This window comes from Herminiimonas sp. KBW02, assembly GCF_003852535.1.
In the GTDB taxonomy this organism is placed as follows: Bacteria; Pseudomonadota; Gammaproteobacteria; order Burkholderiales; family Burkholderiaceae_D; genus Oxalicibacterium.
Map to the genome: position 1 here is coordinate 230,636 of NZ_QAJP01000007.1, position 16,916 is coordinate 247,551.

General features: G+C 54.0%; 18 protein-coding genes. 6 read left to right on the forward strand and 12 right to left on the reverse strand.

Translation table 11 applies throughout. The features are described 5' to 3' along the window. Positions 1–56: 56 nt before the first annotated feature. Entirely contained in the window at positions 57–1,820 is a 1,764-nt protein-coding gene (locus tag DBR37_RS13070; protein ID WP_233588375.1) for an autotransporter assembly complex family protein, read from the reverse strand. A gap of 238 nt (positions 1,821–2,058) precedes the next feature. Here DBR37_RS13070 and DBR37_RS13075 point away from each other — a divergent pair, with 238 nt between their 5' ends. Continuing rightward, a complete protein-coding gene (locus DBR37_RS13075) occupies positions 2,059–2,901 on the forward strand; it encodes an SAM-dependent methyltransferase (RefSeq protein ID WP_124574922.1) in 843 nt (280 codons plus the stop codon). A gap of 5 nt (positions 2,902–2,906) precedes the next feature. On the opposite strand, the gene DBR37_RS13080 is transcribed toward DBR37_RS13075, so the two are convergent. Then, positions 2,907–3,722: a cytochrome c family protein gene (locus DBR37_RS13080; RefSeq protein ID WP_124574923.1), complete on the reverse strand. Its 816-nt coding sequence runs from the start codon at positions 3,720–3,722 to the stop codon at positions 2,907–2,909. Between the two features lie 84 nt (positions 3,723–3,806). On the opposite strand from DBR37_RS13080, the gene DBR37_RS13085 reads away from it, so the two are divergent. Both DBR37_RS13085 and DBR37_RS13090 read left to right on the forward strand, forming a co-directional pair. Next, on the forward strand, positions 3,807–4,106 hold the full coding sequence (locus DBR37_RS13085) for a GIY-YIG nuclease family protein (RefSeq protein ID WP_124574924.1): 300 nt from the start codon (positions 3,807–3,809) through the stop codon (positions 4,104–4,106). A gap of 19 nt (positions 4,107–4,125) precedes the next feature. Then, entirely contained in the window at positions 4,126–4,719 is a 594-nt protein-coding gene (locus tag DBR37_RS13090) for a DUF938 domain-containing protein (RefSeq protein ID WP_124574925.1), read from the forward strand. A 9-nt stretch (positions 4,720–4,728) separates the two neighbouring features. Here DBR37_RS13090 and DBR37_RS13095 read toward each other — a convergent pair whose 3' ends face one another. Then, positions 4,729–5,463, reverse strand: coding sequence for a YbaY family lipoprotein (locus DBR37_RS13095; protein ID WP_124574926.1), 735 nt, complete (start codon positions 5,461–5,463; stop codon positions 4,729–4,731). A 206-nt stretch (positions 5,464–5,669) separates the two neighbouring features. Between DBR37_RS13095 and DBR37_RS13100 the strand changes: the two genes are divergently transcribed. After that, complete coding sequence (locus DBR37_RS13100; protein WP_124574927.1) at positions 5,670–6,758, forward strand: lipid A deacylase LpxR family protein; 1,089 nt, start codon at positions 5,670–5,672, stop codon at positions 6,756–6,758. A gap of 53 nt (positions 6,759–6,811) precedes the next feature. On the opposite strand, the gene DBR37_RS13105 is transcribed toward DBR37_RS13100, so the two are convergent. Continuing rightward, the gene (locus DBR37_RS13105) at positions 6,812–7,450 is read right to left on the reverse strand and encodes a carbonic anhydrase (RefSeq protein WP_124574928.1); all 639 of its coding nucleotides are present in this window, start codon (positions 7,448–7,450) and stop codon (positions 6,812–6,814) included. 308 nt (positions 7,451–7,758) lie between these two features. Continuing rightward, entirely contained in the window at positions 7,759–8,040 is a 282-nt protein-coding gene (locus DBR37_RS13110) for a zf-TFIIB domain-containing protein (protein WP_124574929.1), read from the reverse strand. Between the two features lie 124 nt (positions 8,041–8,164). On the opposite strand from DBR37_RS13110, the gene nhaR reads away from it, so the two are divergent. Further along, positions 8,165–9,064, forward strand: coding sequence for a transcriptional activator NhaR (gene nhaR / locus DBR37_RS13115; protein ID WP_124574930.1), 900 nt, complete (start codon positions 8,165–8,167; stop codon positions 9,062–9,064). Positions 9,065–9,070: 6 nt separating this feature from the next. Here the strand turns inward: nhaR and DBR37_RS13120 are convergent, their stop codons facing one another. Next, positions 9,071–10,339, reverse strand: coding sequence for an FAD-dependent oxidoreductase (locus DBR37_RS13120; protein ID WP_124574931.1), 1,269 nt, complete (start codon positions 10,337–10,339; stop codon positions 9,071–9,073). Here DBR37_RS13120 and DBR37_RS17165 point away from each other — a divergent pair. Then, the gene (locus tag DBR37_RS17165; protein WP_158610251.1) at positions 10,338–10,502 is read left to right on the forward strand and encodes a hypothetical protein; all 165 of its coding nucleotides are present in this window, start codon (positions 10,338–10,340) and stop codon (positions 10,500–10,502) included. The two genes, DBR37_RS13120 and DBR37_RS17165, sit on opposite strands and share 2 nt — an antisense overlap. Before the next feature lie 81 nt (positions 10,503–10,583). Here DBR37_RS17165 and DBR37_RS13125 read toward each other — a convergent pair whose 3' ends face one another. From DBR37_RS13125 to xseA, 6 genes are all read right to left on the reverse strand, one after another. Then, positions 10,584–10,778, reverse strand: a complete 195-nt coding sequence (locus tag DBR37_RS13125; protein WP_124574932.1) for a hypothetical protein — start codon at positions 10,776–10,778, stop codon at positions 10,584–10,586. A gap of 435 nt (positions 10,779–11,213) precedes the next feature. Next, positions 11,214–12,065 (reverse strand): sulfate ABC transporter permease subunit CysW, encoded by an 852-nt coding sequence (gene cysW, locus DBR37_RS13130; protein ID WP_199739114.1) that lies wholly within the window; start codon positions 12,063–12,065, stop codon positions 11,214–11,216. 10 nt (positions 12,066–12,075) lie between these two features. After that, positions 12,076–12,912, reverse strand: coding sequence for a sulfate ABC transporter permease subunit CysT (gene cysT / locus DBR37_RS13135; protein WP_124574933.1), 837 nt, complete (start codon positions 12,910–12,912; stop codon positions 12,076–12,078). A gap of 169 nt (positions 12,913–13,081) precedes the next feature. Further along, the gene (gene cysP / locus DBR37_RS13140; RefSeq protein ID WP_124574934.1) at positions 13,082–14,092 is read right to left on the reverse strand and encodes a thiosulfate ABC transporter substrate-binding protein CysP; all 1,011 of its coding nucleotides are present in this window, start codon (positions 14,090–14,092) and stop codon (positions 13,082–13,084) included. Between the two features lie 453 nt (positions 14,093–14,545). Further along, complete coding sequence (gene sodB / locus DBR37_RS13145; protein ID WP_124574935.1) at positions 14,546–15,124, reverse strand: superoxide dismutase [Fe]; 579 nt, start codon at positions 15,122–15,124, stop codon at positions 14,546–14,548. Positions 15,125–15,492: 368 nt separating this feature from the next. Beyond that, positions 15,493–16,854, reverse strand: coding sequence for an exodeoxyribonuclease VII large subunit (xseA, locus tag DBR37_RS13150; protein WP_124574936.1), 1,362 nt, complete (start codon positions 16,852–16,854; stop codon positions 15,493–15,495). Positions 16,855–16,916 lie beyond the last annotated feature (62 nt).

The window sequence follows — 16,916 nt, forward strand, 5'->3', positions numbered from 1 at the left end:
AGAATAGCCATATGCGCCATCTGCGCCTGCGTGGTGGAGGCGGAGTTGTTTGATCGTCAGAAGCCATAACCGATAGAGAAGTGTAGACGCAGGTCTTTCGTGTCGTGACCGTAAGCGAGATCCAGATTGACCGGGCCGATAGGGCTGCGCCAGCGCGCACCAACGCCACTACCTTGCGCGAGGCGGAAACCTTTCCATGAGTCGGCGGCATTGCCGGCATCGGTAAACACGGCGGCACCCCATTCCGGCGTGACGCTGTAAATCACTTCTGCACTCAGCACCGCACTGACAGTACCGCCGACAATCGCGCCGTCTTGCGCGACGCCCAGCTTGTTGTAGCCATAGCCGCGGACAGTCTGGTCACCACCGGTGCGGAACAGCAAGTCACTCGGCACGGTGTCGGAATTGGCCCCGAATACCTGTCCGACCTGGCCACGTAGTACTGCCTGGAAGCGACCATAGCTAGGCGAGAGCCAGGTGGCACGGCCGACGGTGCGTACCAGTCCTTTTTTGTTGACCACTCCGCCCGGGCCGACGCCGATTTCGAGCGAAGCGTAGTAACCACGTGTCGGTGAAATCAGATTGTTCACGCGACGCACGGTGTAGGTGTACGAAGCGATCAGCGCTTCACGGTTATTGCTGAAGACGTTGCCTATGCGCTGACGATCCGCGAGGAAGGCGACGCCGACTATGCTTTCATTACGTTTGTCCGGACTGATCAGGCGCGCACCGGTACGGAATTTATCGGTCGCTTCGCCTGAGCTGTTGGTGTATTCATAGTTGGCACCTACGCTCGGACGCCAGTCATTGTCCAGGGTCGGCAGGTAGACATCACCACCCAGCAGACGGTTGTCACGATCAGCGCGCAGCTGTGATTCGAGACGCCAGTCTTTGCCGAGGAAGTGCCTATCCGTCCATTTCATTTGTGCACGTGCACCGTTGTCTGTGGAGAAGCCCAGACCCAGCGACAGGCGACGACGTTCGTTCTCTGTCAGGTCGAGCTTGATCGGCACGTTATGCGGATGGGCCGGATCGACTGCGATGGTGGCAAAGGCCGAGCGGAAATAGCCGGTATCTTGTATGCGTGCCTGCAGTTCGTTGAGTTTTTCCTGTGAATAGCGGTCGCCGGGTTTGATCGGATTGAGTTTCTCCACCATCGTGCGTGAGTAACGGTTCAGGCCGACGATTTCGAGTTCACCAAAGGTAAAGGCCGGGCCTGAGTTGACCTGCACCACGAGTGCCGCAGTATTCGTCGCCGGGTCTATGCGGGCTTCGCTGTGGGCGATGGCGGCGGCAGGGTAGTCACGATTGAGCATGGCCTTGAGCAAGTCGCCCTTGGCACTGTCCCATGCACTTTGGCGAAAGGTGGTGCCGCTTTTCAGGCTCCAGTTTTCGCGCAGCTGCTCGATGCGGCGCGGATTTTTTTGTTCGATGTCACCGCTGAAGCTTATGTTGACCGATTCGATTTTGGTAGATGCACCCAGTTCTATATTGAGACGCGCGATCCACGGTGTGCTTTCCTGGTCCAGCGTGGCGTTCACGACAGGGGTGAAGTAGCCTTCGGTTGCCAGCAGTGAGCGCACCTGGGTCGGTGCAACGGCAACCAGTCTTTGTACTTCTTCTGCGCTGATGTCGTCGGACTTGCTGCGCTTGACGACGTCCAGATGCTCATTAAGCAGTGAGGTATAACTATCCGCACCGCTGATGGAGACGGTGTAGGAGGTGGCGGCTTCGCTCGTGAAAGGCAGACACAGCGCAATCAGTAAGGAACAAAGCAGGAAGCGCCATGCTGAATGTTTGTAAATGGTAACTCTTGGCACGTTGTTGGTATTGAAGGTAATTGGAAAAGCGGCATGACAAGGCAAGCATGTCGATTTTGCAAATTCGCTGATAGCCACGAGTGGACTAATCTTATCAGTATTATCAGTATTTGCCCGGCGTATGGTCGTTTTGATAGTGTAAACGGCCAGGATCACGTGCATGCTGTTGCTCTTAGCTTGCCGCCCCGGGGCAAAATCCCTATAGTGGGCGCACCCCAAGATCACGGAAATATGCCAGATGAGCAACACCCACGAAATACGCCCCGGTCAGTCGATAGAGCTATTGAAAGAGCTGCATATCCTGACACGTGACGGCAAGCTGAACCAGGATAGCCGTCGCAAGCTCAAGCAGGTCTACCATTTATATCAGTTTATTGAGCCGCTACTGCAAGAAATCCAGAACGATCATCCGGATATTACGCTGGCTGATCACGGTGCCGGTAAATCCTACCTGGGCTTCATTCTCTACGATTTGTTCTTCAAGGAACGCAAGGACAACTCGCGCATCTACGGCATAGAAACACGCGATGAGCTGGTGCAGAAGTCGGAAGCGCTGGCCAAGAAGCTGGAATTTCCCGGCATGTCTTTCCTTAATCTGTCAGTAGCGGAATCCATTACTTCGGATTTGTTGCCGGAAAAGATAGATGTCGTTACAGCGCTGCATGCCTGCAATACGGCAACCGATGACGCAATCCATTTCGCATTGAAGAAGCAGGCCAAGTTCATCGTGCTGGTGCCGTGCTGCCAGGCGGAAGTCGCTTCAGTACTGAAGAAGAACAAGGGCAAGACGCTGGCGAAAAGCGCCTTAACCGAAATCTGGCGTCATCCTTTACACACACGTGAATTCGGCAGCCAGGTCACCAATGTGCTGCGTTGTTTGCAGCTGGAAGCACACGGCTATCAGGTCAATGTGACCGAGCTGGTGGGTTGGGAGCATTCGATGAAGAATGAATTGATCATCGCCAGCTACAAGGATTTGCCACGTCGGCGTCCGACCGAGCGCTTGCAGGAAGTATTGCAAACGCTGGGACTGGAAGAGATGCAGCCGCGTTTCTTTACCGACGAAACACCTGTCACTTAATTACTTCATTTCTGCAGTGCCATCTGGCGCAAATAGGCCAGCAAATCATCCATCTGTGATTCACTCATGACGCTGTCGGCAAAGCCCGGCATCGTCATGCCCGGCCAGCTGCGTACTGCTGCCGGATCACGCAGGTATTTTCTTAAGTAGGTTTCGTTAAAGTATTCAGTCGGATTGGCCGGACGGTTCAGATCCGGTCCGACCGCTGCGTCGCCGCCGCCATTGACCTGGTGACAGCTGGCGCATTGCGTTGCATAGACTTGCATGCCGTGATAGGCAGCGCTGTCAGGTGGAGTATGTGGTTTGATTTGCGGGTAACGACTGTGCAGTGGTGTGACATCGCTGATGCTGGCGATCTGATACGGCCATTGCTCTTGCGTGATGTGGTTCTTCTCCGGTGTCAGCCACACCAGATAGAAAGGACCGGCACTGGGGCCACCTGCCTTTAAGGCGGGCCACGGTACTTGCGGTACTTCTATCGCCAGCCAGGCTTCGGACTCACCGAGGAATAGTGAAGCCGGGATGTTCGCGACGAAGCCATCGGTGGCTTTGAATTGCAGCGTATCGACCTTGCTGATGTCGCGCAGTATCGCCAGCAAGGGCAGCGCGCGATATTCCATTGTACGTTTGTAGCTGACGTCGGCGGGGATCCTGATGGTGCGCAGCGCCGGGTGTTTTAGTAAATCAGTGAGAGCCAGGGTTTGCTGCTGGCTGCCGACGCGTAGCTGTAGTTTCGCATCCTGTGCATAAGCGGGTAGCAGTTGGGTGCAGAGCAGCACCAGGCTGATGAGGACGGAGCGGAAGATGGCAGGGGCTGACATGATGATGGCAGTATAACCAAGTCACGGCGTGATACGAATCGCTACTCAGAGTGAAAAGGGTGAAAGCTCTTTATACTAGCGCGCATGACATGGTTTCTTTATCTCCTTGAATGCAGGAACGGCAGTATTTATACCGGTATTGCGGTCGATGTACACGCCCGTTACAACGCGCATGTGAGCGGCAAGGGTGCGCGCTATACGCGCTCCAATCCGCCGCGACGTTTGCTGGCGGTGCTGGAGTATCCGGATCGTTCGGCCGCGTCCAAGGCTGAATATGCAATGAAGCGCCTGAGCGCAGCCCAGAAACGGGGCTTGTGCCTGCAGCGCGACGCACTATGGAGCGTCTCGCTGGCAGAGCATATCGCCCGACTATCCACTGATTGATTTATACAAGAAGAACGCGATGAGCAAACAATTTTCCAGTGCCAGTGAACGCAATCGTGAGCCGATACTGGCGGTTTTAAGTACAGAGCTCGCGACCAGCAAGACAGTGCTGGAGATAGGCAGCGGTACTGGCCAGCATGCGGTTTTCTTTGCCGCACATATACCGCATTTGATTTGGCAAACAAGTGACTTGCCGCAGAACCATCCCAGCATCACCGCGTGGATGCAGGAAGCGGATTTGCCGAATGTGTTGTCACCGCTGGTGCTGGATATGGAACAACCGGGCTGGCCGACGCAGACTTATGATGCCGCGTTCACTGCTAACACATGTCACATCATGGCATGGCATCAGGTACAGAATATGTTCAGGGGCGTCGGACAGCGCCTGAACCCGGGGGGTAAGTTCTGTGTGTACGGGCCATTCAATTACGACGGAAAATTTACCAGTGCCGGGAATGCACAATTCGATGCATCACTCAGGGCACAGGCGGCGCACATGGGCATACGCGATAGTGAAGCGGTGAACGCTTTAGCGCAGGAGCAAGGTTTACAACTGCATGCAGATCATGCGATGCCAGCCAATAATCATTTACTGGTCTGGCAGCGCGTTTGACGAGGTAACTTATTTACCCTGGGCTTGCGGGGCAGGAGCAGAGGCAGGTGGTGGTGGCAGCGGATCTGTTTTGCAGCCTTTGTAGCTGACGCCGTTTATTTCAAACAGTGCTTCATTACCCTTATTCCAGAAGGTGGTGGAGCCGTCAGAGTAGCGTGCGCCGGAACCCGAAATCACATGCGGCAGGGTGATGGTGCGACCGGCCAGCATGATTTCTACCTTGTCGTTGTTGGTGAATTTGGCGATGAATTCCAGATCGTCACATTTGAATGCCGCGACATTGCTCTTAGCTGCATTTGCCGCGACCGGGTTGCCGACACGTTGCAGCATAATGTTGATCGGCTTCTCAGGCTCATTGAAATTGACCGGATAAGCTTCGGTCGAGGTCCACATCAGTTCATCCCGATTGTCGAGGATCACCGCACGTACGTTGTAGCGATGGCGCAAGTCGATGGCGGACGGAATGTAGCGCAAATCAAACTGGATAGGAACCTGTCCGCTAGCACGCAGCGTTTGTTGTGCAATGAAGATGGCGCTGGCATCGGCGCGGCTGACATCTTCCAGGCTGACGACTATCTTTGCATCAGGCGGCAGGGCAATACGTTCGCGGTAGATGACAGAGCCGCTGACGCGTCCGGATAAATTGGGTTTGCTTTCTGTTTTGTACCATTTGGCGCAACCGCTTGCGGCCACGGTCAGCGCTACCAGGGTAAGAATGGTGCGCAAGGTGTGTAATTTCTTCATGTTGATTTCCTGAAAATGGCATGCGATGAGAAAGTGTAGCGTTTGCCATCGCAAAGTCCAGTGTTGCTTACGCCCGCCTGACAGCTTGACGCATGCAAAGACGACAAGTAGTCTTTGCTTTCCTGTCAGGCAGGTGATGATGGACAGCATTATTCAATCTGCGTTCCCGCCAGTGCGCGTAAAACATCTCTTCCGCTATTAAATTAATGCATACAGCTCGTCATTCCCGTCCGCGTCTCCCTCATTTGCTGGTCGCTACACTATTCGCTTTTTTTTCCGGCGCGGTGTGGGCTGACGATGAAGTGTGTGGCTCGAAGCCCGGCGTCAGGGCATTGAAAAATTATCCTGATGTGTACAACTTCTATTACGAAAACGATTTGTTTGCCGGTACGGATAACAACTACACCAGTGGCGCCAAATTTTCCTGGGTCTCGGCCAACCTTGAGGATTACATCAACGATCCTTGTCTGCCGAAGTGGGTGCGGCAACTGAACCGTATTTCAGAGTGGGTGCAGCCGGGCGTTTTCGATTCACGCAATATGGTGATCAGTCTTGGGCAGGAGATGTACACGCCGACCGATAAAACGCGACGCGACCTGATTACCAATGACCGGCCGTATGCAGGCTGGCTCTATCTCGGCCTGGCCTACAACGCACGTAACGATACCGATATGGAAGTGACTGAGATTGATATCGGTATGGTGGGGCCAGCCTCGCTGGCGCGCCAGTCGCAAAACTTTATCCATCGCATACGCGGCATAGACCGCTTCAACGGCTGGGATAACCAGCTCAATAATGAACTGGGCATACAGTTTGTGAAGGAAAGAAAGACCAAGGTATTCAACTGGTCACGTTCGGGCTGGCCCAAGATGGATGCGATCAGCCATTACGGTTTTGCGCTGGGCAATGTGAATACGTATTTGAATGGCGGGCTGGAAGTGCGTATAGGTAGTTTCCTGCCTAACGATTTTGGTACTGCGCCTATTCGTCCGGCCAGTGACAGCAATGCGCCGCTACCGGCCAATGCGTCGCGTCGCATGGGCGATGGTGGTGTGCATTTCTTTGCCTCGGTCGATGGCCGTGCAGTTGCACGCAATATCTTCCTGGACGGGAATACCTTCTCCGACAGCCACAGTATTTCGAAACGCTATTTCGTTGGCGACGTGGCAGCCGGTGTGGCCTGGCAATGGGTGGGCGGCAAGATCACGTATGCGCAGTATTTGCGCAGCAAGGAATTCCGCGGTCAGGACAAAGCGCAAAGCTATGGCTCGATTACGCTCAGCCTTGAATACTGATAATCAGAATGGGGCGTCATGCACAGGCATGCTGTGCATGACGTATAGCGATATTAATCGAAGCTGAAGTCAGCCGGCAGGCCGTCGAAGAATTCGACTTCACCGGTTTCCAGCGAGTATTCGGCACCGACCACCAGCAAACCTTCGTTTTGACTCAGGCTTTCCAGTATTTCCGAACCGTGGCGCAAGTGATTGACGGAAGCACGGATGTTGGCGCGTACCGATTGATGCACCAGTGCGTCATGGTCGTGCTTCAGGTCGGTGTCCATCAGGGTTTCGATCGAAGGACGAATGCGATCAACGATGGACTTCAGATTGCGTGACTGGTTTTCGCTTGGGCGCTTGAGCTCGTCCAGCGTCGCCAGGATCGCGCCGCATTGCGAGTGGCCCAGTACCACAACCAGCTTGGTGCGATAGCGGGCCGCTGCAAATTCCACGCTGCCGACCTGCGATGGTGCAACGATGTTGCCCGCGACGCGGATCACGAATAAATCACCCAGACCCTGATCGAATACCAGTTCTGCCGGTACGCGCGAGTCGGAGCAGCCAAGAATAATGGCGAACGGTTCCTGGCCAGCGGCGATTTCGCTGCGACGGGCATGGGAGGAGGCATTGTCGGGGTTACGGACATCTGCGACAAAACGGCGGTTACCGTCGCGCAGACGCTTTAGTGCGGCTTTTGCTGTTTCCATTAAGTTCTTTCTTTCGATAGCTGTCTGGTGCCTGCGGGAGGGGTGCATTTGCGTGGGGAAGCATGAAGGCGCGCGCTGGCGCTATCGTGTGCAAAGGCAGGCGTTCGCTACTTTAAAGCATTCTCAGGCGGCTTGCTGTGGAAATTTTTCAGATCAGAGGAGTGCGGGCTATCATGTCGTTCAGGTGAGAACGACGATAAATAACAGATCTTGGATTGTTTTAAGAGAAGAAGCGTAGTGAAGTGTGCAGATGTTGGTGCGGCGCAGCATGGTGGATAGCCGGATTGCAAGCTATCCATACCCGGTATTTAAAAATCGAATAATTCGCCGATCAGGTCTTTTTTCTGTTTTTGCCCATAGCCTTCCTTGTTGTAGCCATGTTGCATGGCGCGCACAGGGCTGCTGCGCTCACCGCGATAACGCGGCAGCGGTGGTGCTTCAGGCGGCAGGGCGTTGGCGGAACGATCGATCAGTTTGTCGAGTTCGCCCCTGTCCAGCCAGACGCCGCGGCAGTTTGGGCAGTAATCAATTTCAATTCCGTGGCGATCAGAAGTGATCAAATGCATTTCATTGCAGGCCGGACATTTCATCTTGATATCCTCGTCGTTAAGTCGCCCATTACGGACGATAAGCTGCACTCTAGGCGCTCTTTAACTGTTTGAAAATTCGAATATAATCACTTTTTCATTCGAAAAAACAGAAGAGAGATCTTGCATGAGTGGAATAAATTACAAGCATTTGCACTATTTCTGGGTGGTCGCCAAGTCTGGTGGCATCGGACGCGCCAGTGAGCGCCTGCATTTGACGCCGCAAACCATTAGCGGCCAGATCAGCCAGTTTGAGGATGTGCTTGGTTATAAATTATTCAACAGGGTCGGGCGGCGACTGGAATTGAATGACGCCGGACGCGTGGTGCTCGGCTATGCGGATGAAATCTTCACGCTCGGCGAGGAGTTGCAGGAGGTGCTGCGCTTCCGCCCGGGCGGCTGGCCTCTGCAGTTCCGGGTCGGTGTCGCGGACGCAGTGCCGAAGGCGATTGCCTATCTGCTGCTGGAGCCAGCGATGGAGTTACCCGAATCGCTGCGCATCGTCTGCCGCGAAGGCAAGCTGACCAACCTGCTGGCTGACCTGGCCGTGCATAGGCTGGATATCGTGATTGCCGACAGTCCGATGCCGGCCAATATTGATGTGCGCGGCTACAACCATTTGCTGGGTGAGTGCGGTATGACTTTCTTCGCAACCGATGAGCTGGCCAAAAAATATCAAAAGGATTTCCCCAAGAGCCTGGACGGCGCTCCTTTCCTGATGCCGGGTGAGGATGCAGCCGTGCGTCCGCGCCTGATCCGCTGGTTTGAAAAAGAAAAAGTCCGGCCGCGTATTGTCGGTGAGTTTGACGATGGCGCCTTGCTGCAGGCTTTCGGTGAGGCAGGTAAAGGCATCTTCGCCGCGCCTTCCGCCGTCGCCGAGCAAATTAAGAAGCAATATGGTGTGACCGAGATAGGTCGTACCAATGCGGTGTCCGAACAGTTCTACGCGATTTCGGTGGAACGGCAATTGTCCCACCCTGCGGTGGTGGCCATCAGTTCGGCTGCGCGTGAAAGCCTGATCCGTTAATCCGCTTCAGTAATCCATCTCGGGGCTGTCTTGCTGCCGTGCTGTGGCCGGCGAGTAGATGTGTTCCGGTCGCACGCCTATGCCGACCGCATAAGCCGGTATCACGCGTAGTGCCGGGATCAGGTTAAGCAGGCGCATCGCCCACGGCACGCTGAGCGGCTTATCCTGCGCACGGTTCACGACCGGTGCCAGGATGCGATTCTGGATCGCGACCTGCGCCGCCTGCGTGACGCGGGCAGGGAAGAGGCGACGGGTTTGAACCTTGGCGAGGAAGGGCGTCAGCGCCAGCGGTGCAATCTCCGGATTGGCCAGCGACAGTGCGAGGATGTTTGCTGTTGCCACAGCATCCTGTATCGCCAGATTGATGCCGATGCCGCCGACCGGAGACATCGCGTGCGCGGCATCGCCTATGCATAACAAGCCAGGCTTCCACCATTGCTCCAGTCTGTCGACCGACACGCTCAGTAATTTAATATCGTCCCAGCTTTGCAGGCTGGCGACACGCTCAGCAAACATCGGTGCGATGCGACTAAGTTCGGCGTGGAAAGCAGGCAAGCCACGCGCATGAATTTCTTCGATACCGCCTTTCGCAATGACATATGCACATTGCCAGTAGGTACCTCTATGTAGCATGACAAAGAATTGCCCGGCATCGAGACGGGCCCCGGTACTGGTCGGGTCACCTGGCGCTGTTGGCAGGCGTAACCACAAGACATCGATAGGTGCGCCCAGATTGCGTACTTGTAGTCGGGCCGCTTCTCGCACGGTGGAGTGGCGGCCATCGGCACCTATTACCAGGTCGGCATGGACTTGCAAGGGACCGTCCTTAGTCGTGACCTGTACGCCGGTGACGCGTTCGCTGTCTTCCAGCAAACTATCTACCCGGGCATTCTGGATCAAGCGAAAGTTGGGATAACGCACCGCTTCATCGCGCAGGAAATCGAGAAAGTCCCATTGCGGCATCAGTGCGATGAATTTGCATTGCGTACTCAGCCGTGAGAAATCAGCGACCTTCAATACGCGGCCGCCTACATTGATGCTCAGGTCGCGCGCTTCGTCATGCGGCCGTTGCAGGAAGGCGGTCAGCAAGCCGAGTTCATGCATGAGTTCCAGCGTGGACGGATGCACGGTATCGCCGCGAAAGTCGCGCAGGAAATCACCATGTTTTTCCAGCACGAGAACGTCGACTCCGGCACGTGCCAGCAGCAAGCCCAGCATCATGCCGGCCGGACCACCTCCGGCGATGCAACAACGTGTATGGATCTCATCCGGCATGGAAACACTCCTTGCAGTCAACGCATCACCAGTGCAATTACCCGAATTGATTATGGCGATAGTTGTGACAACAGGCAAAGAGATTCATGGTCGCAATGACCTTCACTTATGCGTAGACATGACTACGCGCCTGCCGACGATTTATCGCGGGCAAGGCGTGTAGCTTATACAAGCAAGAAGTAACTTACTGTTTTGCAGAGCGATCAGCCGCGCTGAGGCGAATCTGATCGGGCAGGATAGGGGCTTACTGGAAGGAACCAGTTTGCGTGGTGTTGAACGGTACGACGATGGTAGTGGAGCCTTCGGACTTATCTTGCTCGATCGAGCCAGTATCGTTGTCCTGTTCTTCACTGATCTGCTTATGTTCCTTGTCGGAGATATGCTTGCCAGCGTGGATAGGTTTAGCCGTATGGTGGGCGTTATCGTAGTTTTTGTACATGGTCGATATCCTTATTGATCACAGCGATCAAATTTCGAAAGCTGCTGATTGTTGTGATGGCATGTCGCACTGCCCGTGCCGTTTAAAATCTGTGGCACGACCCGAGTTGCGAGAATAAAGGAGCCGTCCGGAGATGGCGATCAGAGATCATCCTAAAGTTTTGTAGGAAGGCGCTGACTTGATTGTGCAAATGGCATGTTTGCCATGTTGCCGACTATGGGTGAAAACGAGTGGCACAAAATACTGTGCCGGCGAATGATGCTTGCTTGGCATCCCGTTATGACGGGAATAGTTGCTGCGAGCAGATGGGCTGCAGCGGCGTAATGATAGTTGATTTTGCAGCGGGGCGGGGGATGGTGAAAATAGTTGCCAAGTTGCTTCTGTTTTCCCATCACCACGCTGCGGGATCTTGCTTGCCGGATTAACTCTCCAGCGTTAACCCATATGGACTTCTTCCGGTTCTGCTTCGCGTCTTTCCTGACGCCATTCCATTGCCGTTTTCAATACCAGTGTCAGCAATGCCATACATGCGAGCAAGGCAGCAGCGGTGAAGGCGGCAGCAGTTTTGTAATCGTTATTTAATTGTTCAACCAGCAAAGGCAGGGTCAGCGTCTGATTCATGATCGTGCCGGACACGACAGCGACCGCACCGAACTCACCGACTGCACGAGCATTGGTAATGACCGCGCCGTACAGCAACGCCCATTTAATATTAGGCAAAGTAACGCGCCAGAAAATTTGCCAGCCGGTCGCACCCAGCGACAGCGCAGCGATCTCTTCCTCGGTGCCTTGCTTTTGCATCAGCGGCATCAGGATACGTGCGATATACGGTGCGGTGACAAAGACCGTGACCATGATGATGCCGGGCCATGCAAACATCAATTGCACGTCCTTCGCATACAGCCATTTACCGATGGTGCCTTCCAGTCCATACACCACCAGATAGCAGAAGCCGGCTACCACAGGTGAGGTTGCATACGGGATTTCGACCAGCGTCACCAGCAGGCGACGACCAAAGAAATCGTAATGCGTGACGCACCATGCGAGCAGGATGCCGAATACCAGATTGATAGGCACCGTCAGCAAGGCGGCCAGTATGGTCAGGCCGAGCGCATGCTTCATGTAGTCTTCATTCAGATTGGCCCACAGGAGTTCCAGGCCGCCACTGAAGGCTTGTGTAAAAATCAGCACCAGCGGCAGTACCAGCAACAGTATCGTCATGATGATACCGAGACCGATCAGCAGCCATTGATGTGTTTCGCGCGGGTGTTTAATTGCTTTAGCCATGGTTATCCCCTTACGCTTTCTTGAAGAATCGTCCCTGCACAATTTGCAGCAGGAACAAGAGGATGAGGGAGGCCAGCAACACGACCGAAGCGATGGCGGCAGCGGCAGGGTAGTTGTACTCCTGCAGGCGCACGAACAGCATCAGCGATGTGACTTCGGTTTCGAACGGAATATTACCGGCGATCATGATGACGGCGCCGAATTCGCCGAGGCTGCGGATGAAGGCTTGCGACGAACCGGTAATCAGCGCCGGGATCAGGGTCGGCAAAATCACGCGCCAGAAAATTTGCCATTTATTGGCACCCAGCATCAGCGCGGCTTCTTCCAGTTCCTTTTCCATATCTTCCAGCACCGGTTGCACCGAGCGCACGATGAAAGGCAGGCTGGTGAAGATCATTGCAACCACGATGCCGGGGAAGGCATAGGAAATTTTGATGCCGAATAGTTCAAACCATTGTCCGAGCCAGCCGGATGGAATGAACAACGCGGACAATGTAATGCCTGCGACCGAAGTCGGCAGTGCAAACGGCAGGTCGACCAGTGAATCGATCAGGCGACGGCCGGGGAAATTGTAGCGGGTAACGATCCACGCCAGCAGGAAACCGATAAAGGTAACGATGATGGTGGAGTAAAACGCGCCTTGTATCGTGATCTTGTAGCTTTGCAGCACGCGTGCGTCGGTGATCGCAAACCAGTATTGATCCCAGCTCATGCCGCTGACGTACAGCAACAGCGCCGAAATCGGCAACAGGATCACCAGGCTGATATACAGCGTCGAAAAGCCGAAGCTCATCGAAAAGCCCGGCAGGATAGGCGTACTACGGAAGAAGCGAAGAGACAGATTCACGATATGTGCGGGTCAGGGCAGTGCGGCGTCACTGCAAAACGGTAACTGTAAAAACAAACGACCATCCAGTAACGGATGGTCGTGTGGATGGCGGCATTGTAAACCACCCTCATCCTGTATGACAAAGATGATGCCGGCGCAGCGTTAAATTCACGTCGCCGGCCCTTTATCAACGACGTTGCGACAGCAACTGGTCGAGTACAGCGCCACCAGCGAAATGCTTGGCCTGGATGTCATCCCACGAACCCAGTACTTTGGTCGGGTCGATCAGGCGGACTTTCGAGTAGCGGTCTGCGACAACTTTAGCGATATCAGGGTGATGAACGCGGTAGTTGAAAGTGGTCAGCAAGAGCTGGATTTCACGCGAGTATTGGTAGTTCAGGTAAGCCGTTGCGACTTTACGTGTACCTTTTTCATCAACAACCTTGTCGACGACTGCAACCGGGAACTCAGCCAGTACGGAGACTGGTGGTACCACGATTTCATACGCGCCGGATTTAAACTCATCGCTCTTCGCAATGTTGATCACTTCCGATTCAAAGGTCAGCAATGCATCGCCTTGATTATTTTGCGCAAATGCTACGGTCGCGCCACGGCCACCGGTAGGGAAGTTCACAACGTTATGCAGCAGTTTGCCGACGAATTGTTTGGTTTTGGCTTCGTCGCCCTTAAACTTCTCGTTTGCGTACAGCCATGCGCCGAGGTAGGTGTAGCGTGCGTTACCGGATGTTTTCGGGTTAGGGAAAACAACTTTCACGTCATCACGTACCAGGTCATCCCAGGTTTTGATGTTCTTTGGGTTGCCTTTGCGTACCAGGAAAGCGATGGTGCTGTAGTAAGGCGAGCTATTGTTAGGGAAGGCTTTTTGCCAGTCTTTACGAACTAGGCCACGTTGCGCCAGGATGTCGATGTCGGTGACCTGGTTAAAAGTAACGGTATCTACTTTTTTACCCTGGATGATGTCCTGTGCCTGGCGCGAGGTACCTGCGAACGACTGGTCGATCTTCAGGTCCTGGCCGTTTTCAGCTTTCCATTTAGCCAGGAACTTAGGATTGATCGCAGCAAACACTTCACGTGCAACGTCATACGACGCGTTCAGCAAAGGTTTTTCCTGGGCCTGAACGGCGCCGGACAGCAAAGTGGCGGTAGCCGCTGTCAGTAAAACAACTTTCTTAAACATGAACATTCTCCATATTTTGATAAAAAGGGGTGGTAGCAGGATTGCCGACGAGTCGGCATACGGAACGGATATAGCCTGATTCCATCTGTGCAATCGAGTAACTTACCGAACGGAAATGAATATAACAAATTTGCTTATTCGTTCAAACTATAGTTTTTGCATGTCTTCATGCTAAAAACGAATAAGGGAGAGGTTTTGTTATGAGTTCGGGGTTTGCGGCTTGCTGTGGTTTTGGTCTGAACGCTGTATTGCCGGTCTCAATGTTGCTTTTTCTTCGATCAGCCTTGGTTTGCCGGGCCACCCCCGGCAACGCACTTCTCCACGGAGAGAGAAGCGAATTAGCGGCATCAACAAGCAAGCCAAACAAACAATAAAAAACGCCCCGATCTCTCGAGGCGTTTTCTGTATCAGTCCTAAGTATCAGCTCAATAAGCCAACACCTTAAAACATTAATTAAGCCAGGTTTTTAGCAACAAAATCCCAGTTAACCAATGCCCAGAACGATTCAACATACTTAGGACGCGCATTGCGGTAGTCGATGTAGTAAGCGTGTTCCCAAACGTCGCAGGTCAACAATGGTTTGTCAGCGCCGGTCAGCGGGCAGCCAGCGTTCGAGGTGTTAGCCAGGTCGAGCGAGCCGTCAGCTTTTTTCACCAGCCATGTCCAGCCGGAGCCGAAGTTGGTGACGCAGGATTTGGTGAATTCTTCTTTGAACTTGTCGAAGGAACCCCATTTTGCGTTGATAGCATCAGCAACTGCACCAGTTGGAGCGCCGCCGCCGTTTGGCTTCAGGCCGTTCCAGTAGAAGGTGTGGTTCCATACTTGTGCTGCATTGTTGAAAACGCCGCCGGAAGATTTTTTGATGATTTCTTCGAGGGTTGCGTTTTCGAATTCGGTACCTTTGATCAGGTTGTTCAAATTCGTTACGTAAGTTTGGTGATGTTTACCGTAATGGAATTCGAGCGTCTCTTTCGAGATGTGTGGAGCAAGTGCATCCAACGCATAGGGCAGTGCCGGCAGGGTATGTTCCATGGTCGTCCTTCTATATGGGGTTGAAAATGAGGATGTTCTTTTTGAAAGGCACTCATTGTAAAGCGGTTAGGCCTTGCTTGCACACGACGCAGATCAATTTCCGACAACGTGAAAAATCACGCATGAAAATCGATGAAAAATTCGCTGTAAAAATTTTCTGTGATGTCGCGCAAAGCCAATGGGCATAAGGTTTTGTACGATTTACAGCACAACATTTTTTTGCTCTTAAATTGAGAATGATTCTCGTTATTATTTGTGCCGTGTTGTGTGTGATTTTTACGTTTTACGTTTGTGCGCGACGATAGCGCAGAGCATGATCGCGTTCGAATTTTTTGAAAACTCAGTTCGAGCGCAGCAGCAGATATTTTCTATTCCAGGGTTTCCTGCACGCTGGCGATACCTACCTGAGCCGTACCATCCGCCAGTCGCACGGTAACGCTGTGACGTGCGTTTAACTCTTTCGGTGCGCGCACTATTTTGCCCTTGTCATCGGTAATCATCGCGTAACCACGTTCCAGCGTGCGTTGCGGATTCAGCATTTCCAATTGCGCAGATAGTGCCGCGAGGCTTTGTCTTTGCGTGGCGATGTTGTTGCTGATCTGATTGCTCATGCGACGTGCATGATTGATGACGTTTAAACGCTGCGCTTGCGTATCCGGCAATTGCGATAACCAGCGATTACGTAATTGCGCCAGGGCGAATTGCGCTTTGCTGAGCGGGATGCGGGTTGCATGACCGAGGCGTGCCTGCAGGTTTTGCAACTTCATTCTTTCATGCGCGATGTACGCGGCCGGACTGATCAGGCGACGTGACAGCCAGTCCAGGGTTTGCGCCGTATCCGATAGCTGACGCTTTAATACGTAACGCATGTCATCCGCTTGTGCTTCCAGTCGCGCCAGCCAGTCGGCACGTGGTGTCGCAGCCAGCTCTGCAGCTGCAGTCGGCGTCGGTGCGCGCAGGTCGGCGGCGAAGTCGGCAATCGTGAAATCGGTTTCATGGCCAACACCGACGATGACGGGAATGTCGCAACCGACGATGGTGCGCGCCACCAGTTCATGGTTGAACGACCACAGGTCTTCGATGCTGCCGCCACCACGACACACCAGCAGTACATCGCATTCGGCGCGTGCAGAAGCGGTCGCTATCGCTTGCGCAATCTTATTGGCCGAGCCTTCGCCCTGTACCGGGGTCGGATAGAGGATGACGCGCACGTGCGGTGCGCGACGTTGCAAGGTGGTGAGGATGTCGCGCAAGGCCGCTGCCTGCGGGCTGGTGACTATGCCTATAGTGCGTGCGAATGCCGGAATCGCGCGTTTGCGCGCCGGATCGAACAAGCCTTCCGCATTCAGTTTTTCTTTCAATTGCAGGAAGGCTTCATACAAATTACCGACGCCCGCACGGCGTATCGCTTCCACACTTAATTGGTAATCACCGCGCGGCGCGTACAGCGTGACCAGCGCGCGCACTTCCACTTTGTCACCTTCGCGTGGCATGAAATCTGCATATTGAGCACGGCCACGGAACATCACGGCACGCACCTGGGCTGCACTGTCCTTGAGCGTGAAGTACCAGTGGCCGGAGGCGGCACAAGTGAAGTTGGAAATTTCGCCGGACACCCAGGACAGCGGGAAATTGCGCTCCAGCATGCGCGATACAGCCTGGTTCAGCGCGGAGACGCTGAGTACGGCAGGCGCGGCAGGTGGCGGGGCGGAGTAGCGATCGGAATTCATAAATGTGCGTGCGTGGGGCAAAGCATGGGCAATTCTGGCGCTGGGCTGCCAGTTCACGCACA